At 71.7% G+C, this 23,494-nt stretch carries 15 protein-coding genes; 8 read left to right on the top strand and 7 right to left on the bottom strand.

Annotated features, from left to right (window positions below):
- Positions 1 to 6: 6 nt before the first annotated feature.
- A complete protein-coding gene (locus ACIRJT_RS13750) occupies positions 7 to 795 on the bottom strand; it encodes a methyltransferase domain-containing protein (protein ID WP_403908308.1) in 789 nt (262 codons plus the stop codon).
- Between the two features lie 135 nt (positions 796 to 930).
- On the bottom strand, positions 931 to 2,103 hold the full coding sequence (locus ACIRJT_RS13745; RefSeq protein WP_403908307.1) for a CDP-glycerol glycerophosphotransferase family protein: 1,173 nt from the start codon (positions 2,101 to 2,103) through the stop codon (positions 931 to 933).
- A 101-nt stretch (positions 2,104 to 2,204) separates the two neighbouring features.
- Here ACIRJT_RS13745 and ACIRJT_RS13740 point away from each other — a divergent pair, with 101 nt between their 5' ends.
- Both ACIRJT_RS13740 and ACIRJT_RS13735 read left to right on the top strand, forming a co-directional pair.
- Positions 2,205 to 6,080, top strand: coding sequence for a CDP-glycerol glycerophosphotransferase family protein (locus tag ACIRJT_RS13740; protein WP_403908305.1), 3,876 nt, complete (start codon positions 2,205 to 2,207; stop codon positions 6,078 to 6,080).
- An 82-nt stretch (positions 6,081 to 6,162) separates the two neighbouring features.
- Positions 6,163 to 7,398, top strand: coding sequence for a hypothetical protein (locus tag ACIRJT_RS13735; RefSeq protein ID WP_403908303.1), 1,236 nt, complete (start codon positions 6,163 to 6,165; stop codon positions 7,396 to 7,398).
- A 101-nt stretch (positions 7,399 to 7,499) separates the two neighbouring features.
- Here ACIRJT_RS13735 and ACIRJT_RS13730 read toward each other — a convergent pair whose 3' ends face one another.
- A complete protein-coding gene (locus ACIRJT_RS13730) occupies positions 7,500 to 8,108 on the bottom strand; it encodes a TetR/AcrR family transcriptional regulator (RefSeq protein ID WP_403908302.1) in 609 nt (202 codons plus the stop codon).
- A 244-nt stretch (positions 8,109 to 8,352) separates the two neighbouring features.
- On the opposite strand from ACIRJT_RS13730, the gene ACIRJT_RS13725 reads away from it, so the two are divergent.
- A complete protein-coding gene (locus ACIRJT_RS13725) occupies positions 8,353 to 9,258 on the top strand; it encodes an ABC transporter permease (RefSeq protein ID WP_403908931.1) in 906 nt (301 codons plus the stop codon).
- The gene (locus ACIRJT_RS13720; protein WP_403908300.1) at positions 9,251 to 10,042 is read left to right on the top strand and encodes an ABC transporter ATP-binding protein; all 792 of its coding nucleotides are present in this window, start codon (positions 9,251 to 9,253) and stop codon (positions 10,040 to 10,042) included. The genes ACIRJT_RS13725 and ACIRJT_RS13720 overlap by 8 nt, the downstream gene beginning before the upstream one ends.
- Positions 10,043 to 10,381: 339 nt before the next feature.
- Here the strand turns inward: ACIRJT_RS13720 and ACIRJT_RS13715 are convergent, their stop codons facing one another.
- Positions 10,382 to 15,421 (bottom strand): NAD-glutamate dehydrogenase, encoded by a 5,040-nt coding sequence (locus tag ACIRJT_RS13715; protein WP_403908298.1) that lies wholly within the window; start codon positions 15,419 to 15,421, stop codon positions 10,382 to 10,384.
- Between the two features lie 433 nt (positions 15,422 to 15,854).
- Between ACIRJT_RS13715 and ACIRJT_RS13710 the strand changes: the two genes are divergently transcribed.
- Positions 15,855 to 16,421, top strand: a complete 567-nt coding sequence (locus tag ACIRJT_RS13710) for a DJ-1/PfpI family protein (RefSeq protein ID WP_403908296.1) — start codon at positions 15,855 to 15,857, stop codon at positions 16,419 to 16,421.
- Positions 16,422 to 16,529: 108 nt separating this feature from the next.
- Here the strand turns inward: ACIRJT_RS13710 and ACIRJT_RS13705 are convergent, their stop codons facing one another.
- Positions 16,530 to 17,207 (bottom strand): HAD family hydrolase, encoded by a 678-nt coding sequence (locus ACIRJT_RS13705; RefSeq protein ID WP_403908294.1) that lies wholly within the window; start codon positions 17,205 to 17,207, stop codon positions 16,530 to 16,532.
- A gap of 40 nt (positions 17,208 to 17,247) precedes the next feature.
- A complete protein-coding gene (locus tag ACIRJT_RS13700; protein ID WP_403908292.1) occupies positions 17,248 to 17,754 on the bottom strand; it encodes a DUF6912 family protein in 507 nt (168 codons plus the stop codon).
- A 274-nt stretch (positions 17,755 to 18,028) separates the two neighbouring features.
- Here ACIRJT_RS13700 and ACIRJT_RS13695 point away from each other — a divergent pair, with 274 nt between their 5' ends.
- Positions 18,029 to 18,475, top strand: coding sequence for an Rv3235 family protein (locus ACIRJT_RS13695; RefSeq protein ID WP_403908290.1), 447 nt, complete (start codon positions 18,029 to 18,031; stop codon positions 18,473 to 18,475).
- Between the two features lie 68 nt (positions 18,476 to 18,543).
- Here ACIRJT_RS13695 and secA read toward each other — a convergent pair whose 3' ends face one another.
- On the bottom strand, positions 18,544 to 21,363 hold the full coding sequence (gene secA / locus ACIRJT_RS13690) for a preprotein translocase subunit SecA (protein ID WP_403908288.1): 2,820 nt from the start codon (positions 21,361 to 21,363) through the stop codon (positions 18,544 to 18,546).
- 240 nt (positions 21,364 to 21,603) lie between these two features.
- On the opposite strand from secA, the gene ACIRJT_RS13685 reads away from it, so the two are divergent.
- Positions 21,604 to 22,215, top strand: a complete 612-nt coding sequence (locus tag ACIRJT_RS13685) for a GNAT family N-acetyltransferase (protein ID WP_403908286.1) — start codon at positions 21,604 to 21,606, stop codon at positions 22,213 to 22,215.
- A gap of 64 nt (positions 22,216 to 22,279) precedes the next feature.
- The gene (locus ACIRJT_RS13680) at positions 22,280 to 23,467 is read left to right on the top strand and encodes a winged helix-turn-helix domain-containing protein (RefSeq protein WP_403908285.1); all 1,188 of its coding nucleotides are present in this window, start codon (positions 22,280 to 22,282) and stop codon (positions 23,465 to 23,467) included.
- Positions 23,468 to 23,494: the final 27 nt, after the last annotated feature.

Below are 23,494 nucleotides of genomic sequence, written 5' to 3'. Positions count from 1 at the left end.
CTTTCGTCAACCTGCCATTGATCGGGGCGGGCCCTGGTCGAGTGAGGGCCCCTGCGCGGGCACGGTCCCCGGGCGGCCGCACGCCTCACGGCCGTCCAGCGGCCGGGGCAGCGGGACGCCGTCCACGCCGCCGACCCGGTTCGCCCACCACACCGCCAGCTCCCGCACGACGAACATCGTCAGGCGCGGGTAGTGGGCCGGCTTGCGGAAGACGCCGACGGAGTCGCCCCAGTAGGCGGCCTTCTTGTCGATGGCCCGGTAGTCGTGCCAGATGCCCTTCCTCGGCGGGAAGTCGGTGTAGGCCTCGCGCAGTTCGAGCCGCGAGTGGGCGGCGAGCGCGCGGAACCCGTCGGGGTAGTAGCGCCAGCAGTCCTGCGCGTCGTGGACGTGGCCGCGCGAGGGCGCGGTGATGAACGCGTGTCCGCCCGGCTTCAGAATGCGGGCGATCTCCAGCATCGACGCCCAGAAGAACGGGATGTGCTCGAACGCCTGCCCGGACAGCACGACATCGGCACTGTTGGACCGTGCGGGGATGCGGTACGGCCTCTTCATCACGGCGTCGACGTTGGGGCCGTCCTGCACGTCGACCCCGAAGTAGTCGATGGGGTGGTCGGCGAGCAGCGCCCGGTGGGTACGGGTCTGCTTGCCGGAGACGCGCGATCCGAGGTCGACGACGCGGTAGGCGCCCGTCCCCGCGCCGGAGCCGTTGCGGGACGCGGGCCCTTCGACGGGCCCTTCGACGGGCAGATACTCCTTGATGCAGAGTTCCATCTGCTCGTAGGCGGACCGGTGCATGGACGTCTCCCAACATGGCGGGGTGAGCGGGCTGTTGGGCACAACGACCGGGCGGCACGGAGGAATCGGCACGGAAGGCCCGCCGTGAGCCATTCGGGTGGCGGGACGCGCCGACCGATCGAGAGGCGGGGCCCGTCACAGTGACGGGGCGAAGAACCGCCGTACGACGCGTTCCGCCGCGCGCCCGTCGTCGTACGGGCAGAACCGCTTCCGGAACGCGGCGCGCAGCGCGGCCGTCTCCGGTGTCCGCCACTCCCCCGTCCGGAACACGTCGGCCAGCTCGGCCGGGGTGGTGGTGACGGGGCCGGGGGTGTCGCCGGGCCGCCCGGAGAGCAGGTCGAAATACGTCCCGCGCGTGGCCCGGTAGGCGGCCCAGTCGGGGGCGTGGACGACGATCGGGCGGTCCAGGCAGGCGTAGTCGAAGAGCAGGGAGGAGTAGTCGGCGATCAACGCGTCCGCGGCCAGGCACAGTTCCTCGACGCGGGGATGCCCGGTGACGTCGACGACCCCCGCCGCACCCGTCCGGCCGAGCCCGGCGGAGCGTCCGTAGAAGTAGTGGGCACGCACCAACAGCACGAATTGCGGGCCCAGTTCGCTCGCCAGCCGCTCGGGGTCGAGATCGGGCACGAAGCCGTCGCGGTAGTCACGGTGGGTCGGGGCGTGGAGCAGGGCGGTCTGCCCCTCGGCGATGCCCAGTTCGGCGCGGATCCTCGCGATCTCCTCGACGGTGGCGGTGAAGTAGGCGTCATTGCGGGGGTAGCCGACGTCGAGCCGTTCGTACGCGCCCGGGTAGACGCGGTCCCAGACCTCGGTGCTGTGCGGGTTGGCGGAGAGACTGAAGTCCCACTGGCCGACGTGGGCGAGGATCTTGGCGAAGTCGGTCTTCCGGGCGAGGGCGGGGTACGCGCGCTGGTCGAGCCCCATGGTCTTGAGCGGGGTCCCGTGGTGGGTCTGGAGGTAGCGCTGACCCGGCCGTTTGGTGAAGCCGCCGGGAAAGCTCGAGTTGTTGACCAGATACGTGGCGGTGGCCATGGCCCGCCAGTAGGGGCGCGAGCCCTCGATGACGTACGGCACGCCCGGCTCCATCCGGTCTCGGTGCCGGGAGGAGACGACCCACACGCCCCGGACCCGCGGGGCCAGTTCGCGGGCCTTGGCGTGGATCGCGGCGGGATTGCAGGCGATGCCCCGGTTCCAGTACGCCCCGTAGACGGCGAGGTTGGGGTCGAGCGGGCGGTGCAGGTCGGTGCGGTAGGCGGCCCGCATGGCCTGGCGACGCACGAACCGCTTCACGGAAGCTCGGGTGGGCATGGCAGCCGAGCGTAATCGCGGGCCGGGACGGCCGAGGTGCCGCGTTCACCCGTTCGGGTCAGCGTCGGTGACCCTGGGACCCGCCCTCTGTTGACCAGGACATGAAGCCACCACCGCCACCCCTCCTCAGCGTCGTCGTCCCCGTCCACAACGTCGAGGCCTACCTCGACGACTGCCTGCGGTCGGTGGCGGACCAGACTCTCGGAGCGATCGAGGTGGTCATGGTCGACGACGGTTCGACGGACGGCAGCGCCGGCATCGCGGCGGAGTTCGCCGCCCGGGACAGCCGCTTCCGGCTGGTGCGGCAGCGGAACGCGGGCCTGAGCGCCGCCCGCAACACCGGCGTCCGGCACACCACCCCCACCGTCCCCTACCTGGCGTTCGCCGACAGTGACGACATTGTCGTGCACGACGCGTACGAGCGGATGACGGCCTCACTGGAGTCGACCGGCTCCGATCTGGCGACCGGCAATGTGTGGCGGCTGACCGCGCAGGGGCGGCAGCAGGCGTGGCAGTACCGCTGGCTGACGGCCACGCGAGCGCGCACCCACATCACCGGGGACCCGCGCCTGCTGGCCGACCGGGTGGCGTGGAACAAGGTGTTCCGGCGCTCCTTCTGGGACGCGCACGGCTTCGCCTTCCCCGTGGGCAAGCTGTACGAGGACACCCCGGTGATGATCCCCGCGCACCATCTCGCCGGGGCCGTCGACGTCCTGCACGAGCACGTCTACTACTGGCGGGTGCGGGAGGGCTCGATCACCCGGCGGCGTACGGACATCACGGGCGTACGGGACCGGATCGCCGCGTGCGAGCAGGTCAGCGCGTTCCTGGGCGGCCGGGACGCGGCACAGCGGCGGGCGTACGACGCCTCCTGCCTGCGCGACGACTTCGGATACTTCCTGGACGGCCTGCCGATGGGCGGCGATGCCTACCGGACGGCGTTCCTGGAAGGCGCCGGGGCCTTCGCCGACCGGGCGGGGCCCGGGGCGCTGGAGGGGTTGCCGGTGGAGCTGCGCGTCAAGTGGTCGCTGGTGCGGGAGCGGCGCCTGGACGATCTGCTGGCGGTCCTCGCCTTCGAACGGGCCAACGGGCCGGGCACGTTCGCGGTCGAGGGAATCCCGGGTCGGCGGCGGGCGGTGTACCCCGGGGTGCGCGGCGCGAGCGCCCGGCTCGCGCGCACGGACGTCCCCGCCGTGGCGCGGTTGCTGGAGGCGCGCTGGAGCGCGGACGGGAAGCTGCGGCTGCGCGGGTACGCGTATCTGCGCAACCTGCCCGCCGCCTCCGCCCGGCAGCGGCTCACGGTGGGGATGGTCCGGGCGGAACGGGGCCGGCGGGTGCGGCCGGTGCCGGTGCGGTCCGTGTCCGCGCCCGAGGCGACGGTCAACTCCGGCCAGGAGCTGCACGGCTACGACCACGCGGGCTTCGAGATGGTCCTCGACCCGGACCGGCTGCCCGTGACGGTGGACGGCGGCGGCTGGCTCGTCGGCCTGGTCCTCGCCGCGCCCGGGACGGTGCGCCGGGCGGCGGTGCGCGCCCCGGACGCGGGCGCGGACCAGCCGCTCGTCCACGACCTGGGCGACGGGCGGCGGGCGGTGCTCGACTACCGGGGCGGCCGGCTCCGGCTGACCGTGTCGCACCTGCGGGCACGGGCCGAGGGGCACCGGACCGCCGGGGCGCGGGGGGCACCGCTGGAACTCACGGGCCGGCTCTTCGGCGGGAGCGGGAGCAGGCCGACTGCGCTGGTGCTGACGCGCGAGGGAGAGGGCGAGGAGCACGCGTGCCCGGTGGAGTACGCGGAGAGCGCCGGGGGCGGGGGGCCGGGCGAGGGAGGCGCGGTGAGCGGCGGGGTGAGTGAGGCCCGCGCGGCGGGTGGGGCGGGCGCGCCGGGTGGGGCAGGCAGGATGCGTGCGGCCGGCGGGGGGCACAGGTCGGACGAGATGGGCGGGTCGGACGAGGTGCGTAGGCCGGGCGGGATGCCTGCGGCCGGCGGGGGGCACGGGCCGGGCGGGGTCGGGTTCACGGTGCGGGTGCCGCTCGCCGACCTCGCCGCCGCCCCGCCCGTCCCGCACCGGGCTCCCCGCGAGGTCGAGGCGGCGGGCGGGGCGCGCTGGCAGGTCCGGCTGCAGCTCGCCGACGGCGCCCGTGTCCCGCTGCCGGCCGCCCCGGACCTGCCGCCGCCCGCGTGCGCGGACCCGGCGGGCAACCTGGTGCTGGACCTGTCGGGGCCGCCGTACGCGGACCGGGTGGAGCACACGCCGGAGGGGGCCCTGCGGGTCTCGGGGATGTACGTTCCACCTGCTCCGGGGGCGGCGACCGCGTCCGGAGACCGACTCGTCCTGCGCCACGAGACGCTGCACGAGACGGTTCCGGTCGCGGTGGATTTCGTGGAAGCCGACACCGGGAACATCGGAGCGGCGGGCGCGGGGAACATCGCGGAAACCGTCACGGACGACGTCGCGCGGAGCGTCACGAAGGCCGCCGTGAAAGCCGCTGTGAAGGCCGCCGCGAACGAGCCTTCGGGCGCGGGCGCGGGCGCGGACGCGGGCAGGAACTCGGGCGAAAGCGCCCACCGGGCCTCCGACCACGCGCCGAGCCGCTTCTCCGCGCTGATCTCCCCGCCGCTCCCGGAAGGCCGCTGGGAGATCCGCCTGGACGGCCGCCCCGTGCGCGTCCTCGGCTCCGCCGCCGCGCGGCTCCCCTGCGGCGGAGCCGAGAGCGCCCTGCGTCCGGAGCGCCGGAACGGCGACCGGCTGTCCGTCGTCGCGGGGCCGGAGTCGCGGGCGTCGGACTCGCAGACGGAGGCCGCCGGGCGGAGCGCGTACGGCAGGCGCCTCCTGCGCGCCGCGCACTACCGGGACGGGCGCACGCCCCTCCCGCTCCGCGACACCGTGCTCTACGCGGGCGGCGACTCCCCGCGCGCCGTCCACGCCGAACTCGTGCGCCGGGGCACGGAGACCGAGCACCTGTGGGTCACCGGCACCGCCCCCGGCCGCACCACCCACGTCCCGCCCGGCGCGCGGGCCGTCCCCGTACACAGCGCCGCCTGGTACGAGGCGCTGGCCCGCTCCCGCCGGATCGTCACGGACGATCAGCTGCCCGGGTGGTTCGAGCGGCGGCCGGGGCAGACGGTCGTCCAGACCTGGCACGGGACCCCGCTCGGCCGGTTCGGCGGCAGCCTGACGGACACCCTCTACGCCGACCACCAGTACCTCGCCACCCTGCCGCGGCGGTCGGCCCAGTGGTCGGTGCTGGTCTCCCCGAGCCGCTTCGCCACCCCGTGGCTGCGCCGGTCGCTGGGGTACGAGGGCGAGGTGCTGGAGGCCGGTTCGCCCGCCAACGACCTGCTGTTCCCGCCCGACCGGGACAAGACCGCCGAGGAGGTCCGGCGCGGGCTGGACATCCCGGAGGACCACCGCGTCGTGCTGTACGCCCCGACCTACCGCGACCACCTGGCCCATCCCCCGGCGGCGTCCGCCGACCGCACGGCCCCCGGCCCGTACCGCTGGGACCCGGCACTCGACCCGGGCGCCCTGGCCCGGGAGCTCGGCCCCGGCCACACGGTGCTGGTGCGCCGCCACCCCCGGGTCACCGGCAGCGTCCCGGCCGGGCCCGGCGTGCTCGACGTCTCGCACCATCCGGGGGCCGCGGGGCTGCTCCTGATCGCCGACGTCCTGGTGACGGACTACGCGGGGCTGATGTTCGACTTCGCGCTGACGGGCCGCCCGATGCTCTTCCACACGTACGACCTGGAGCACTACCGCGACACCGTGCGCGGCTTCTGCCTGGACTTCGAGACCCGGGCGCCGGGGCCGCTGCTGGTCACGACGGACGAGGTGGCGCAGGCGCTGCGCGACACCGGGTCACTCACGGCCCGGCACGCCGACGCCTATGAGAGCTTCCGCCGCGACTACTGCGATCTGGACGACGGCGGCGCGGCGGCCCGGGTCGCGGACCGGCTGCTGGCGGACACGCCCTGAGGCCTTCGGGAAGCCGGGGCCCGGAATCCCTCGGACGGGTGGCGGCGGGGAGAGCGGGCCCGCCGCACGGAACCCATGAGGCGTGCCCCTCTTCTCCGCTGCCTCCTCCGCCCCGTCCTCCGGTGCCCCGCCCTCCGACCTCCCGCCCGCCGCGACGGGAGGCGACGGGGCGGGGGGAACGGCCCGGCCTCCCCTGTGGCTGCCGTCGCCGTACCTGGTGCTGGGCGGCCTGCTGTGGGCGGTCCTGTCGGCGGCGGCCTGGCAGGCCCCGCTGTGCTGCGAGGCCGGGCTCCAGGCGGCGGTCATCGAACGGCTGCGGGTGAATCTGCTGCACCCCGCGTTCCCGATGACCGACCTGCCCGCCGTGGCGAGCGCGCACTACTCCCCGTACGCGCTGCTCCAGGGGCTGGCCGCCCGCGCCACCGGGCTCTCGGGCCCGTCCGTCGTCGCGGTGGCCGCGTCGGTGAACCTGCTGCTCCTGCTCACCGGGATCGGCCGGCTCACCCGGCTGCTGACCCCGAACCGCTGGGTTCCGGTTCTCGTGCTGGTGCCACTGGTCCCGATCCACTGGGCGGATCCGGCCCGTTGGAGCGCGCCGAGCACGTTCGCGGTCGCGGTCACCCTGCACCTGTGGGCGTGGACCGGCCGTGCGACCGCCCGGACCGCCCGCCCCGGTGATCCGAGGCCCGGCCGGACGCCCCGGTGGGCGGAGACGGCCGGGATCGGCGTGCTCCTCGGGCTCGTCCTGCTGGTCCACCCGCCGACGGCGATCGGCGCGGCGATCGGGTGCGTCGCCCTGATCGCGGTCCGGACGCGGACCCGGATCCGGCCGACCGTGTGGCGGTGGGCGTTCGCCGTCGTGTGCGCGGTGGCCGTGGCGGCGCTGTGGCCGTACTACAACGGGCTGACCGCTCCGCGCACCCCTGCCGAGGGCCGGACCACGGGCCCGCCGGCGGCCCAGGGGGTGCGGGCGGCCGGGGAGCCGTACGCCTGGGCGACCGCGTACGTGCCACCGGGCGAGGTGGTCCTGACGGACAGCCGCCCGGCGATGTACGCGCTGGCCGGGCACGGGGCGTACGTGCTGGCCGACGCGCTGCCGGACGCGGGGCTCGCGCGCACGGAGCGGCGGGAGCGGAGCCGGGCGGTGGCCGCCTACCTCGACGTGTCGACCCCGCAGGCCCGGCGGGACGGGATCACCGCACGGTACGGGGTGCGGTGGCTGCTGCTGACCCGCTTCCAGCGCCTGCCCGAGAACGCGACGATGCTGGCGTTCAGCCCGGCCACGGGCGAGGTGCTGGCACGGGTACCGGCGGGCTGAGCGTCGTCGGACACGCTGGAGGCTTCGGACGGGCTGAGCGTCGCCAGTCGTACTGAAGGACTTCAGGCGTACTGAAGGGCTACAGACGTGCGGAAGGATTCTCAGACGTGCTGGAGGGCGGCGACCGCCGAGGCGGCCAGATCGTCCAGGTAGCCCTTCGGCAGTTCGCCGCGGACCACGACGAGCCGCCAGTACAACGGCCCGACGATCAGATCGAGCGCCCGGTCCGGATCGCTGCCCTCGGGCAGCTCCCCCCGGGCCACCGCCTCCCTCACCACCACGGCGGCGACGCCCTGCTGCTGGTCCAGGAGCGCGGCCTTGATCGCCTCGGAGATCTCCGGATTGCGGGCCGCCTCGACCAGCAGGTCCGGGATGACCTGCGAGGCGACCGGGTGGCGCAGGGCGTACGCGGCCAGTTCCAGGACGGCGCGCACGTCCCCGTACAGCGAACCGGTGGCCGGGGCGGGCATCCCCTGGGCGGCGACGGCCGCGACCAGGTCGAGGACGAGCGCCAGCTTGGACTTCCAGCGACGGTAGACGGCGGTCTTGCCGACGCCCGCACGCCGGGCGATGCCCTCGATGGACATCCGGGCGAACCCCACCGCGGCGAGTTCCTCGAAGACGGCGGCGCGGATGGCGTCCGTCACGTCCGCACGCAGGACGGCGGCGCCCGCTGGGGCGCGGCGGCGGGTTCCCCGTTCGGTGGTCATGGCCCGCATGATAGTCGGCCGCGACGAAACGGTTGCGTTGCGACGTGGAAGCGTCCTACTCTCAGCGTTACGACGATACGGTCCCGTCCCCACGAGGGCGTCCCCACGGGACCGTATCGTTCCGTCGCCGTACTGCCCCACCGTTTCGGCGTTCGGGCGTTCGGGCGTTCCGGCGTTATCCCCCTCCCGCTTCCATCGAAAGCGATCGTTCGTGGTGAGCCAGACAGCAGCTCCGCCGTCCCCGGTGAGCACTCCCGCCCAGGACGTCCCCGCCTACGCACCCGGTGAGCTGGCCGCCCTGGCCGCCCGGCACGGTCTGACGGTCAGCGGCGCCCGGCCCTCGCTGCCCGCCTACATCCGGCAGCTGTGGGGGCGGCGGCACTTCATCGCCGCGTTCGCGACGGCCAAGCTGACCGCCCAGTACAGCCAGGCGAAGCTCGGCCAGATCTGGCAGATCATGACGCCGCTGCTGAACGCGACGGTCTACTACTTCATCTTCGGCGTCCTGATGAACACCAAGCACGGGGTGGAGGACTTCGTCCCGTTCCTGGTCACCGGGGTCTTCATCTGGACCTTCACCGCGAGCTCGATCACCGCCGGCACCCGGGCGATCAGCGGCAACATCGGCCTGGTGCGGGCCCTGCACTTCCCGCGCGCCTCGCTGCCGGTGGCCCTCGCCCTCCAGCAGTTGCAGCAGCTGCTGTTCTCCCTCGGCGCGCTGACCGTGATCCTGCTGGTGTTCGGCCAGTACCCGCGCCCGTCCTGGCTGCTGGCCGTCCCCGCGCTCGCGCTCCAGGCGCTGTTCAACACCGGGGTGTCGATGGCCGTGGCCCGGCTGACGGCGAAGACCCCGGACATCGCGCAGCTGACGCCGTTCGTGCTGCGGACCTGGATGTACTCCTCCGGCGTGATGTGGAGCCTGGACCACCTGCTCAAGGGCGAGCGGGTGCCGCACGCGGTGCTGGTGGCGCTGGAGTACAACCCGGCGGCGCTCTTCATCAACCTCATGCGGTACGCGCTCATCGACAGCTACACCTGGGCGCAGCTGCCGCCGTTCGCGTGGGCGGTCGCGGCGGGCTGGGCGCTGCTGTGCGGAGTGGCCGGATTCGTGTACTTCTGGAAGGCCGAGGAGACCTACGGACGTGGCTGACCTCAAGGATTCCCCCGTGGACGACCGTGTCCCGACGGTCGTCGTCGACGACGTCCACATCACGTACACGGTCAACGGCGCCCGTACGGGCAAGGGCAGCGCGACCTCGGCGCTCAGCCGGATCACCACCCGCCGCCGTACCCCCGGCGCACGCCAGGTGCACGCCGTGAAGGGCGTCAGCTTCGCCGCGTACAAGGGCGAGGCGATCGGCCTGATCGGCTCCAACGGTTCGGGCAAGTCGACGCTGCTCAAGGCGGTCGCGGGCCTGCTCCCGCCGACCCGGGGCAAGGTCCACACCCAGGGCCAGCCGTCGCTGCTCGGGGTGAACGCGGCGCTGATGGGCGATCTGACCGGCGAGCGCAACGTGGTGCTGGGCGCACTCGCGATGGGCATGACCCGCGAGCAGATCCGCGAACGCTACGACGGGATCGTCGACTTCTCCGGCATCAACGAGAAAGGCGACTTCATCACGCTGCCGATGCGCACGTACTCCTCGGGCATGGGCGCGAGGCTCCGCTTCTCCATCGCGGCGGCCAAGAGCCACGACGTACTCCTGATCGACGAGGCGCTGTCCACGGGCGACGCGAAGTTCCAGCGCCGCAGCAAGGACCGCATCAAGGAACTGCGCGCCGAGGCGGGCACGGTCTTCCTGGTCAGCCACAGCAACAAATCGATCACCGAGACCTGCGACCGCGCACTGTGGCTGGAGGCGGGCACGCTGAGGATGGACGGCCCGGCGAAGGAAGTAGTGGCAGCGTACGAGGCCTTCACCAAGCGCAAGTAACCCGAGCACCCCCAACCCGGCCACCAACCTCCAGCCCGCCCATCCACCTCCACTCACCCGGCCACCTCCACCTCACCCGGCCACCCCCAGCCCGCCCGACGCTTGAGCGCATCTTTCCCAACCCGCCCGGCCACCCCCAGCCCGCCCGACGCTTGAGCGCATCTTTCCCAACCCGCCCGGCCACCCCCAGCCCGCCCGACGCTTGAGCGCATCTTTTCCAGCCCGTCCGGCGCTTGAGGACATCTCTTCAGCCCGCCCGGCGCTTGAGGGCGGAACCCCACGCCGAGGGGGCCGGCGCCCCTGACAGGCACCGGCCCCCTCACCCCCGTACGGCAACGCCTACACGTGCGTACGCAACAACGTCCGCATCGTCCGCATGGCCACCGACAGATTCGCCAGATCGAACGCGTCCGACCCCTGGATCTCCTCCAGCGTCGCCCGCGACCGGGCGAGGATCGCCGAGTTCTTCGACTCCCACGCCCGGAACCGCTCCTCCGGCGTGGACGACCCGTTCCCCACGCTCAGCACGTCGGACGTGAGCGCCGCGTGCGCCGCGTACAGGTCCTCGCGGATGGAGGCGCGGGCCATGGACTGCCAGCGGTCGGCCCGCGGCAGCTCGATGATCCGGTCCATCAGCTGAGTGATCCGCAGCCGGTCCGCGAGGTCGTAGTAGACCTCGGCGACCTCCAGCGGATCCTGGCCCGTACGGTCGGCGATGGCCACGATGTCCAGCGCCGGGAAGGCGGAGGAGAACCCTGCCACCCGGACCGCCAGCTCGTCCGGCACACCGGCGGCCGTCAGCTCGTCCAGGATCGAGTGGTACCAGTCCAGGTCCGCGCCCTTGACCAGCTTGGGCAGCTCGTCCCAGACCCGCGCGACACCGTCCCGGAAGCTCCGAATCGTCTCCGCGATGTCGACGGGCTGCGGCCTGTTGCCCAGCAGCCAGCGCGAACCGCGCTCGACCAGCCGCCGCGAGTGCAGCCGGATCCGGGTCTGGACATCGGCGGCGACCTTGTTGTCGAGCGCCTCGACCGCGTCCCAGACCCGGGACAGGCCGAAGATCTCACGGGCCGCGAACTGGGCCCGCACGATCTCCTCGATCGACGCCCCGGTCTCCTCGCGCAGCCGGTGCAGGAAGGTCGAACCGGCGGTGTTCACCGTGTCGTTGACCAGGACCGTCGTGATGATCTCGCGCCGCAGCGCGTGCCCGTCGACCGCCTCGGGGAACCGCTCGCGCAGCTCGCTCGGGAAGTAGGCGTGCACCAGCTTCTGCAGGTGCGGGTCGTCCGGCAGGACCGTGGAGATCAGCTCGTCCGCCGTCGTGATCTTGGTGTAGGCGATCAGCACGGCCAGCTCGGGCTGGCTCAGCCCCTTCTCGTTGCTGAGCAGCTCCCGGATGTGCCGGTCTGCGGGCAGGAACTCCAGCGCCCGGTCGAGGGCGCCGTCGCGCTCCAGGCGTCGCATGAAGCGCTGCTGGGCGTGGAGCAGGGACGGGGCCTGGGCGGAGGCGTTGGAGAGCGCGACGTTCTGCGCGTAGTTGTTGCGCAGGACGAGCACGCCGACCTCGTCGGTCATGTCGGCGAGCAGTTTGTTGCGCTGCTTGACGGTCATGTCGCCGTCCCGCACCAGACCGTTGAGCAGGATCTTGATGTTCACCTCGTGGTCGGAGGTGTCCACACCGGCGCTGTTGTCGATCGCGTCGGTGTTGATCCGGCCGCCGCTGCGGGCGAACTCGATCCGGCCGAGCTGGGTGGCCCCGAGGTTGCCGCCCTCGCCGACGACCTTGGCCCGCAGGTCCTCACCGTTGACTCGGATCGCGTCGTTGGCCTTGTCGCCGACGTCCGCGTTCGACTCGGGGACGGCCTTGATGTACGTGCCGATGCCGCCGTTCCACACCAGGTCGACGGGGGCCTTGAGGATGGTCTGCATCAGGTCGGCGGGCGTCATCTTGCTCACCGAGGGGTCGATGCCGAGCGCCTTGCGGACGTGCGAGTTGAGCGGGATCGACTTGGCGCTGCGCGGGTGGACCCCGCCGCCCGCCGAGATCAGACCCGTGTCGTAGTCGGCCCAGGAGCTGCGGGGCAGGTCGAAGAGCCGGCGCCGCTCGGCGTACGAGGTGGCGGCGTCCGGGTCCGGGTCGATGAAGATGTGCCGGTGGTCGAAGGCGGCGACGAGGCGGATGTGCTCGGAGAGCAGCATTCCGTTGCCGAACACGTCGCCGGACATGTCACCGACGCCGACGACGGTGAAGTCCTCGGTCTGGGTGTCGTGGCCCAGCTCCCGGAAGTGCCGCTTGACGGACTCCCAGGCGCCCCGGGCGGTGATGCCCATGCCCTTGTGGTCGTAGCCGGCCGAGCCGCCGGAGGCGAACGCGTCGCCGAGCCAGAAGCCGTACGCGACGGCGACCTCGTTGGCGATGTCGGAGAAGCTCGCGGTGCCCTTGTCGGCGGCGACGACAAGATAGGTGTCGTCCTCGTCGTGCCGGACGACGTCGGCGGGCGGCACGACCTCGCCGGCCACCATGTTGTCGGTGATGTCGAGCAGCGCGGAGATGAACGTGCGGTACGCGGCGATGCCCTCCGCGAACCAGGCGTCGCGGTCCACGGACGGGTCCGGGAGCTGCTTGGCGACGAAGCCGCCCTTGGCGCCGACGGGCACGATGACGGTGTTCTTCACCATCTGCGCCTTGACCAGGCCGAGGATCTCCGTACGGAAGTCCTCGCGCCGGTCCGACCAGCGCAGCCCGCCCCGGGCGACCTTGCCGAAGCGCAGGTGGACGCCCTCCACGCGCGGCGAGTAGACCCAGATCTCGTACGCCGGCCGAGGTGCGGGCAGGTCCGGGATGGCCTGCGGGTCGAACTTCATCGAGACGTACGAATGCGGCGTGCCGTCCTCCGTGTGCTGGCCGCTCCTGTCACTTCCCTCGCTTGCGCTCTGGAAGAAGTTCGTGCGCAGGGTGGCCTTGATGACGGTGAGGAAGGACCGCAGGATCCGGTCCTCGTCGAGCGAGGCGACCTGGTCCAGGGCCCCGTCCAGCTCCTCCAGGAGTCCGTCGGTCAGCTCGGTGCCGGCGCTCTGGCGGCCGGGCGACATGCGGGCCTCGAAGAGCGAGACGAGCAGCCGGGTGGTGTGGACGTTGTTGCGGAGCGTGGACTCCATGTAGTCCTGGCTGAAGGTCGAACCCGCCTGCCGCAGGTACTTCGCGTAGGCGCGCAGCACCATCGCCTGCCGCCAGTTGAGTCCGGCGCCGAGGATCAGGGCGTTGAAGCCGTCGTTCTCCGCCTCGCCCTTCCAGACGGCCGCGAACGCCTCCTGGAAGCGGGCGCGGGCGTCGTCGGCGAGATAGCCGCCGTTGCCGTTGGCCAGCGGCATCCGCAGCCCGAAGTCGTAGATCCAGGCATGGGTGCGGTCCGCGCAGCGCAGCTCGTACGGCCGCTCGTCGACGACCTCGACGCCGAGCTGCTGGAGCGCCGGGAGGACGGCGGAGAGGGAGACCTGCTCGCCGGTCCGGTAGATCTTGAAGCGGCGCTCGCCGGGGCCCGCGCCGACCGGCTCGTACAGGCTGAGGGCGAAGTCCTTCTCGCCCTGCTTGAGGGTCTCCAGGTGGACCAGGTCGGCGACGGCGGCGCGCGGCGAGTGGTCGGCCTTGTAGCCCTCGGGGAACGAGTGGCCGTACTGGCGCTGGAGTTCGGCGCCGCGCTCCTCGCCCAGCTCGGCGGTGAGCGCCTCCTGGAAGCCGTCGGCCCAGGAGCGGGCGGCCTCGACGAGGCGGGCCTCGATGCGGTCGGCGTCGGCGTCCGTCAGGTGCGGCAGCTCGGTGCCGGCCGGGACGCGGATGACGAAGTGCAGCCGGGAGAGGATCGACTCGGTGTTCCAGGCGGTGAAGTCGACGCTGTTGCCGCCGAGCTCCTCCTTGAGGATGTCGATCAGCCGCAGGCGCACGCCGGTGGTGTAGCGGTCGCGCGGCAGGTAGACGATCGCGGAGTAGTAGCGCCCGTACTCGTCCTGGCGCAGGTAGAGCCGCAGCCGGCGGCGCTCCTGGAGGTAGAGGACGGAGGTCACGATGGAGCGGAGCTGGTCGACGGGCGTCTGGAACAGCTCGTCGCGGGGGTAGGTCTCCAGGATCTGGAGCAGGTCGCGGCCGTCGTGGCTGTTGTACGAGAAGCCCGCACCCTCGACGACCTCGGCGACCTTGCGGCGGATGACGGGCACCCGGCGCACGGACTCGGTGTAGGCGGCGGAGGAGAAGAGCCCGAGGAAGCGCCGCTCGCCGACGACGTTGCCCTTGGCGTCGAACTTCTTCACGCCGACGTAGTCGAGGTAGCTGGGGCGGTGCACGGTGGCCCGGCTGTTGGCCTTCGTCAGGACGAGGAGCTTGTGCTCGCGGGCCTTGGCACGGGCGTCGGCGGGCAGCCGGTCGAAGGACGGGCTGACCGGGTGGGCCTCGTCCTCGCTGTGGTGCGGGTCGGAGCGCAGGATGCCGAGCCCGGTGCCGGGCACGGCGGCCAGCGCGTCGCTGTCCTTCAGCTCGTACTCGCGGTAGCCCAGGAAGGTGAAGTGGTCGGCGGCCAGCCAGCGCAGCAGCTCGCGGGCCTCCTGGACCTCCTCTTCGGCGAGGTCGTCCAGCGGTTCGCCGGGCAGGTCGTCGGCGATCCGAAGGGCGGCTTCGCGCATCTTCCCCCAGTCCTCGACGGTCTCCCGCACGTCGGACAGGACGCGCAGCAGATCGGCGGTGATCTGCTGGAGGTCGGCGCGGTCGGTCTCGCGGTCGATCTCGACGTGGATCCAGGACTCGACGAGCGCGTCGTGGGGCAGCTCGGCCTTGGCGTCCTTGGACTTCTTCCGGCCCTGGGAGGCCTTCGGGGTGCCGGGGCCGCCGGAAAGGACCTCGATGAGCTGGCCGGTGACGTCACGGCGGACGGTGACCTGCGGGTGGATCACGACGTGGATGCCGCGCCCCTGCCGGGACAGCTCGTTGGTGACGGAGTCCACCAGGAAGGGCATGTCGTCGGTGACGACCTCGACGACGGAGTGGCTGCAGGTCCAGCCGTTCTCCTCGACGGTCGGGGTGTGCACCCGGACGTTGGCGGTGCCCTGCGGACGGTTCTCGGCGAGCCGGTAGTGCGAGGCGGCGGCGCCGAAGACGTCGACCGGATCACGGCCGCTGAGGTCCTCCGGAGCCGTGTGCAGGTAGTAGCGCTGGAGGTAGGCGAGCACCGTGTCCTGACCGGGACGGGCGCTCTCGTCGGCCCCGGCAGCGGAAATCCGCGCCCGGGGGGCACCTCCCGGGCCACCGACACCACCGCCCGGACCGTTGTCAGCTACCTTGGCGGCCCCTGCGAGCAGCTCGGCCTTGGCTTCGTCCAGCTTGGTCTGCATGTCCTCTGGCTCCTGTCGCGCGCCGTTGCGTGACGTAGGTGAGAAAAGCGGCGTACCGCCACGACGCGGGGTTTCCGGTCTGGGTCGACGCTATGCCGCTCGGAGAGATACCCGGGACCAAATTGGCCATTTTCGGCAGCCGGCCCGGAGTCGGGAGATCACGGATCGCCCGGGTGCTGTGGCACTCCGGGCGGCAGCCGGGGGCTTCGCTGCCCCCGAGGCGTATCGCGCTGATCACGGCACCAGGCTATCTCCCTCGCACCCTGTTCCGTCATGAGCTGCTTGTGTACAAAAGATCCCCTCGAACTTTGACACTCTGGACAGTGCGCCGTGCCGTCTTGGCGAACTCCCGAAACAGGGGCAGTCTGTCCGTACCGCACGGATTCAGGCCCTCGGCACACCATCGGGGCCATCGGCCCCGAGGAGCCCCGCCATGCCGCAGAAGATCCTCATCGTCACCGGCGACGCCGCCGAGTCGCTCGAAGTCCTCTACCCGTACCAACGGCTGCTGGAGGAGGGTTACGAGGTCGACATCGCGGCTCCCGAGCGCAAGACGCTGCGCTTCGTGGTCCACGACTTCGAGCCCGGCTTCGACACGTACACGGAGAAGCCCGGCTACACCTGGCCCGCCGACCTGTCCTTCTCCGAGGTCGACCCCGGGGCCTACATCGCCCTGGTGATCCCCGGCGGCCGCGCCCCCGAATACCTCCGCAACAACGCCGAACTGAAGAAGATCGTCGGCGCCTTCTTCTCCGCGGACCGCCCGGTCGCCCAGATCTGCCACGGCCCCCTGATCACCGCCGCCACCGGCAGCCTCAGCGGCCGCAACGTCACGGCCTACCCGGCGCTGGAACCGGACATGCAGAGCGCGGGCGCGACCTTCCAGGACACGGAGGCGGTCGTGGACGGCACTGTGGTCTCCTCCCGAGCCTGGCCGGACCACCCGGCCTGGATGCGAGAGTTCCTGAAGGTACTCAAATCAAGCCCGTCCGGCGCTTGAGGACATCCTTTCCAGCCCGTCCGGCGCTTGAGGAACGGGGTCCGGGGCAGCGCCCCGAAAAGCCCGCACCACCCCCACGCCCACCCGCGCACGGCACCGGCACCCCCGCTACGCGGCAAACGTCTCCGCCAACGCCACCGCCTCCCCCAGGCTGTCCACCACCGGCACCCCCGCCCCCTCCAGGCTGCTCCGGCTGTGCGACCCCCCGGTGTACAGCACGGCCCGAGCCCCCACATGCGCCGCCGCCACCGCGTCGTCCACCGCGTCCCCGATGACCACCGAATTCTCCGGCGCGATGCCGTCCACCCCGGCCAGCGCCTCGAAGTGCCGCTCCATGTGGAGCGCCTTGCTCCCGCCGGACGGCCCCGTACGCCCTTCGACGCGGACGAACCGCGGCTCGATCCCGTACCCCCGCACCACCGGCACCAGCTGCTCGTGCCCGTACATGCTCAGCAGCGACTGGCTGCGGCCTGCCCGCTGCCACTGGTGCAGCAGTTCCTCCACCCCGGCGGTGAGCCCACAGGCCACCCGCTGCTCCGCGTAGTACCGGTGGAAGATGCCGTCCATCCGCTCCCACTCGGCCTCGGTGGGCAGCCGGCCCAGGAACCGCTCGTAGAACCGGGGTATGGGGATGGTGTACATCTCCCGGTACTGCTCCAGCGTGATCGGCGCCAGCTCGACCTCCGCGAACGCGGCGTTCGTCGCCTGGATGACGGCATGGGTGTCATCCAGCAGCGTGCCGTTCCAGTCCCAGACCAGATGAGTGCGTGTCGTCCCCGAAGTCATACAGAAAAAAATACCCTCCGGGTCCGACAACACCGCCGGCTCAGCCGATGAGCTGCGGAATCTCCTGGACGCCGAACCAGAGCAGCTCGTGGTCCTCGGCCCCGTCCACCGTGAACTGCGCGTCGTCGTCGCCGAGGTCCGCCGCTCCCAGCACCGCCGCCGCGGCGGCCACGTCCTTCTCCGCGTCGTCGGCGTCCACGTGCACCGCCGCCGCCTTGGCCAGCGGCAGCGTGGCGGTGATCCGCACCTCGCCGAGCGATGCCGCGCTCAGCCCGTGATCGGGGTCGGCGACGGCGGATCCGTCCGGTACGTCGACGGCCACGACGACCCGGCGGCGCACCTCGTCCGGCTTGCCCGCGATCATCCGCAGCGAGGCGGCGGCGGCCCGGTTGAGCGCCGCGTACTCCAGCTCCTCGATGTCGTCGGAGACGTACCACTCGCGCAGCCCCGGAGTCACCGCGTAGGCGGTCAGCGGCCCGGGGCCGACCTCGCCCGCACCGTGCGCCGCTGCGAGACCGGAGAGGGTCAGGGGGACGTACACGCGCATGGCAGGTCGCTTTCGTAGAGGGAAACGCCCTCAGGATACGTGGGAACGTCCCCTTTCGGGTTTCGGCAACCGGGGTCGTCCGTCCACGGCCGACGCCCCGTCACCCCCGCTGTCGCCCTTGTCCCGCATGGGCTGAGCCACGGATAGGTGAATCCACCCGCGCGCGATCGGCGTCCGAAGGCCCCTTGCGTCGCTGACGGCGGCCCCCGTAGAAGATCCCCAACACAAGTTACCGCCCGGTAGAAACCGGGCCCGGTCAACGGGGGCGACGATCATGAGCACGGACAGGACGAGGCCCGCCGGCCGACGCGACCCGAGTGGTCCCCGGTCGGTACCTCCGCAGCGGTCACGCAGGCAGCAGCCCCACCGGCCGCAGCGTCCGCACCAGTGGTTCGCCGAGCGCCTGCTCGCGGTCCTCAGCGGCCAGCGCCCGGTGCACTGGATGCTCGGCCACACCATCGGCGAGGCCTACGACCAGCTCGCCGAGCTGGCCCCGAGCACTCCGCTGGGGGCCACCCGGGGCAGCCGCCCCGTCCTTCGCCACTGCCGAGGGGCCCAGCCCGCCACCGGCGTGGTCGAGGCGTTCGCCAGCATCGCCGCGGGAGACCGGGTCCGGGCGATGGCCTTCCGGCTGGAACAGGGCGCCGACCAGCGCTGGCGCTGCGCCGCGGTGGAACTGGGCGGCGAACGCCTCAACGCCGGCGCCCCGGGCCCCCGGTGACCCCGCGAACACGGCAGGGGCCGGACACCCCTCGGTGTCCGGCCCCTGCCGCAGCACTGCCGCAGGTGCTACTTCTTGCGACGGCGACCGCCGCCGCCACCGCTCTTCTGCGCCTTGCGGCGCTCCGCACGCGTCATCCCGTCGGCAGAACCGGACCGCGTGTCACCGGTGGCGTCGTCGTTGGCGAAGTCACCCTCGACGACGCCGCCCTCGCCGTCCACGGTGGGAGCGGAGAAGTGGAGCCGGTCCGGCCGCTGCGGGGCCTCCAGGCCCTTGGCCCGGATCTGCGGGGCCGCGGCCTCCTTCTCCAGCGAGGGACGCTCGGCGCCGTCCTGCACCGGAACCTCCTCGACCTGCTGCTCGACCTGGACCTCCAGGTTGAACAGGTAGCCGACGGACTCCTCCTTGATGCCCTCCATCATGGCGTTGAACATGTCGAAGCCCTCACGCTGGTACTCGACCAGGGGGTCCTTCTGCGCCATGGCCCGCAGGCCGATGCCCTCCTGGAGGTAGTCCATCTCGTACAGGTGCTCACGCCACTTGCGGTCGAGCACCGAGAGGACGACGCGTCGCTCCAGCTCACGCATGATGTCGGAGCCGAGGGTGCCCTCGCGCTCCTCGTACTGCTCGTGGATGTCGTTCTTGACCGACTCGGCGATGAACTCGGCGGTGACGCCCGCCAGGTCCCCGGCCGCCTCCTCCAGCTCCTCGACGGTGACCTTCACCGGGTAGAGCTGCTTGAAGGCGCCCCACAGCCGGTCGAGGTCCCACTCCTCGGCGAAGCCCTCGGCGGTCTCCTGCCGGATGTAGTCGTCGATCGTGTCGTCCATGAAGTGCCGGATCTGGTCCTGGAGGTCCTCGCCCTCCAGGACGCGGCGGCGCTCGCCGTAGATGACCTCGCGCTGCCGGTTGAGCACCTCGTCGTACTTCAGGACGTTCTTGCGCGTCTCGAAGTTCTGCTGCTCGACCTGCGACTGGGCGGAGGCGATGGCACGGGTGACCATCTTGTTCTCGATCGGGACGTCGTCCGGAACGTTCGCCATCGACATGACGCGCTCGACCATCTGGGCCTTGAACAGGCGCATCAGGTCGTCGCCCAGCGACAGGTAGAAACGGGACTCGCCCGGGTCGCCCTGACGGCCGGAACGACCGCGCAGCTGATTGTCGATGCGGCGCGACTCGTGGCGCTCGGTGCCCAGCACGTAGAGCCCGCCGAGGTCCTTGACCTCTTCGAACTCCGCCTTCACGGCCTGCTCGGCCTGCTCCAGCGCTGCGGGCAGCGCGGCCGCCCACTCCTCGACGTTGTCCACCGGATCGAGGCCGCGCTGGCGCAGCTCCGCCTCGGCGAGGTCGTCCGGGTTACCGCCCAGCTTGATGTCGGTGCCTCGGCCGGCCATGTTCGTCGCGACGGTGACAGCGCCCTTGCGGCCCGCCTGGGCGACGATCGTCGCCTCCCGGTCGTGCTGCTTGGCGTTGAGGACCTCGTGCTGCACACCGCGCTTGGAGAGCTGCTGCGAGAGGTACTCGGACTTCTCGACCGAGGTGGTGCCGACCAGGATCGGCTGACCCTTCTCGTGCTTCTCGGCGATGTCGTCGACGACCGCGGCGAACTTGGCGACCTCGGTGCGGTAGATCAGGTCCGACTGGTCGGCACGGACCATCGGCCGGTTCGTCGGGATCGGCACCACGCCGAGCTTGTAGATCTGGTGGAACTCGGCGGCCTCGGTCATCGCCGTACCGGTCATGCCGGAGAGCTTGTCGTAGAGGCGGAAGAAGTTCTGCAGGGTGATCGTGGCGAGGGTCTGGTTCTCGTCCTTGATGTCCACCCCTTCCTTCGCCTCGATCGCCTGGTGCATGCCCTCGTTGTAGCGGCGGCCGGCGAGGATACGGCCGGTGTGCTCGTCGACGATCATGACTTCGCCGTCGATGACGACGTAGTCCTTGTCCTTCTTGAACAGTTCCTTGGCCTTGATGGCGTTGTTCAGATAGCCGACGAGCGGGGTGTTCACCGACTCGTAGAGGTTGTCGATGCCGAGCCAGTCCTCGACCTTGGCGACACCGGTCTCGTGGATGGCCACGGTCCGCTTCTTCTCGTCGACCTCGTAGTCGCCGGTCTCCTCGATGCCCTTGAGCTGGTTGCCCGCCTCGCCCTTGGTGAGGCGCGTGACCAGCTTGGCGAAGTCGCCGTACCACTTGGTGGCCTGGTCGGCCGGGCCCGAGATGATCAGCGGCGTACGGGCCTCGTCGACGAGGATCGAGTCGACCTCGTCGACCACGGCGAAGTTGTGGCCGCGCTGGACGAGCTCGTCCTTGGACCACGCCATGTTGTCGCGGAGGTAGTCGAAGCCGAACTCGTTGTTCGTGCCGTACGTGATGTCGCACGCGTACTGCTCGCGGCGCTGGGCCGGGGTCATGTTGGCGACGATGCAGCCGACGGACAGACCGAGGAACTTGTGGACCCGGCCCATCATCTCGGAGTCGCGCTCGGCGAGATAGTCGTTGACCGTGATCAGGTGCACGCCCTTGTTCGAGAGCGCGTTCAGATACGTGGGCAGGGTGCCGACGAGGGTCTTGCCCTCACCGGTCTTCATCTCGGCCACATAACCGAGGTGCAGGGCGGCTCCGCCCATCATCTGTACGTCGTAGTGGCGCTGTCCGAGGACGCGCTTCGCGGCCTCACGGACCGTCGCGAACGCTTCGGGAAGCAGGTCGTCCAGGCTCTCGCCGTCCGCGTACCGTTCCTTGTACTCGTCGGTGAGCGCCCGCAGCTCGGCGTCGGAGAGGTTGACGAAGTCCTCTTCGATGGAGCTGACCTGGTCCGCGATGCGGTGCAGTTTGCGCAGGATCTTGCCTTCGCCTGCACGCATGAGCTTGTTGAAGACGGACACTGAGGCTGGTCTCCTTGCCGGTCGGGCCTGGCACTGGGTCGTGTAATGGACTCTGGCGCGGGCACGGCAGGTGGGCCCCACCGCAACGGCCATCGTAAGCGAGGACACCACCGCGTCGGGAGGGCTGCCGTCGCGTGGACCTCACCGCACCCTTATAGGACAACGGTCCAAACGCACGGAAGGTGCCGGGAAGCCCCAAAAGTGCTCGCATCGAGGAAGCGGGCTCACGAGAATCGGTCCATGGAGCCGATCACCCTCACCACGGAACGTCTGCTCCTGCGGCCCTTCGGTCCGCAGGACACCCACCCCGTGCACACCGCCTGCCAGGACCCGGACATCCAGCGCTGGACGATGATCCCCTCCCCGTACCGCCTCACCGACGCGGAGCTGTTCACCACGAAACTCTGCCCGGCGGGCTGGCAGGACGACTCCGCCTACGGCTTCGCCCTCATCCTGCGGGAGACCGGGGCGCTCGTCGGTGCGCTCGGCATCGACCGCCGCGGCCTGCCGGGGACGTACGAGGTCGGCTACTGGTCCGCCAAGGAGCACCGCGGCCACGGATACGTCACCGAGGCGGTGCTCGGCTCCGCCCGCTGGGCCTTCTCCTCCCTCGGGGCGGACCGGCTGGAGTGGCGGGCCGAGATCGGCAACCTGGCCTCGCGGGCCGTGGTCCTGCGGGCGGGGTTCCGGCTGGAGGGCGACCAGCGGTCCGGGCTGCTCAACAAGGGGGTGCGCCGCGACGCCTGGACGGCGGCCCTGCTCCCGTCCGACCTGGGACTCGCGGGCGCCCACCCGTACGTCCCCGAGCGCCGTGCACCGCGGCCCGGCGGGGCCCCGGATTCCGGACGGTGACCTACGGGATCGGCGTACGGCATCCGGGCCTGAACTGTCAGCGGCGCCGACTAGGGTTCCACGTATGACGCCTGTGCCTCCTCCCGCAGTCGAACTCTCCGCCGACCAGGCCCGCCGCATAGCGCTGCGCGCCCAGGGCTTCCTGGGGGCTCCGGACCGCCGGGCAGGGGTGCCGGGAGTGCTGCGGCACCTCGGCGCGGTCCAGCTGGACACGATCTCGGTGCTGGCCCGCTCGCACGAGCTGATCCCCTACGCCCGGCTGGGCCCGGTGAGCCGCCGGACGGTGGAGGACGCCTACTGGTCGGGCGGCCGGACCTTCGAGTACTGGTCGCACGCGGCGTGCATCCTGCCGGTCGAGGAGTGGCCGCACTTCGCGTTCCGCCGCCGCGCCTACCGCTCCCGCCCGCACTGGGGCCACGATCTGCCCGACGGCTCCTACGACACCGTGATCAAGCAGCTTCGCGACGAGGGCCCGCTGACGGCGACCGAGCTGGGCGGCGCGAAGAACGGCGGCGAGTGGTGGGACTGGTCGGCGTCCAAGGTCGCCGTCGAGCGGGCCCTGATGTACGGCGAGGTGGTGTGCACCGAGCGGCGCGGCTGGAAGCGGGTCTACGACCTGGCCGAGCGAGCCATTCCGGATGCGCTGCTCCACGACGACCTGAGCGACGCCGAGTGCCGGCGGCGGCTGGTGGCGCTGGCGGGCAGGTCCCTGGGCGTCGGCACCCGCGGCGACATCGCGGACTACCACCGGCTGAAGGGCGAGGAGTTCGACGCCGTGGTGGCGCACTCGGGGCTGGTGCCGGTCGTGGTGGAGGGCTGGGCGAAGCCGGCCTGGGCGGACCCGGAGGCCCTGGCCAAGGACGTTCGCGGCCGCCACCGTACGACGCTGCTGTCGCCGTTCGACTCCCTGATCTGGGAGCGGGCCCGCACGGAGCGGATCTTCGACTTCACGCATCGGCTGGAGGCCTACGTACCCAAGCAGAAGCGGATCCACGGCTACTTCGCGATGCCGTTGCTGGCGGGCGGGAAGCTCCAGGGCCGGGTCGACCCGGCGCGTGAGGGCACCACCCTGGTCGCCCGACAGGCGTCACTGGCCGGCCCGAAGGCGGTGGCCCCGATGGCTGAGGCCCTGGTGGAGGCGGCGGCCTGGGTGGGCTGCACGGACATCCGGGTGGACCGGGTGGAAGCACCGGAGCTGCACGAGCCGCTCAGGGCAGAGATCGGCCACGCGCTCCAGCGCGCCCACCGCTGACCGGCCCGGGCCCGAGCGGGGCCGGGC

The organism is Streptomyces sp. NPDC102283, assembly GCF_044766265.1.
Taxonomy (GTDB): domain Bacteria; phylum Actinomycetota; class Actinomycetes; order Streptomycetales; family Streptomycetaceae; genus Streptomyces.
This window is presented reverse-complemented; position numbering and strand designations above follow the sequence as displayed.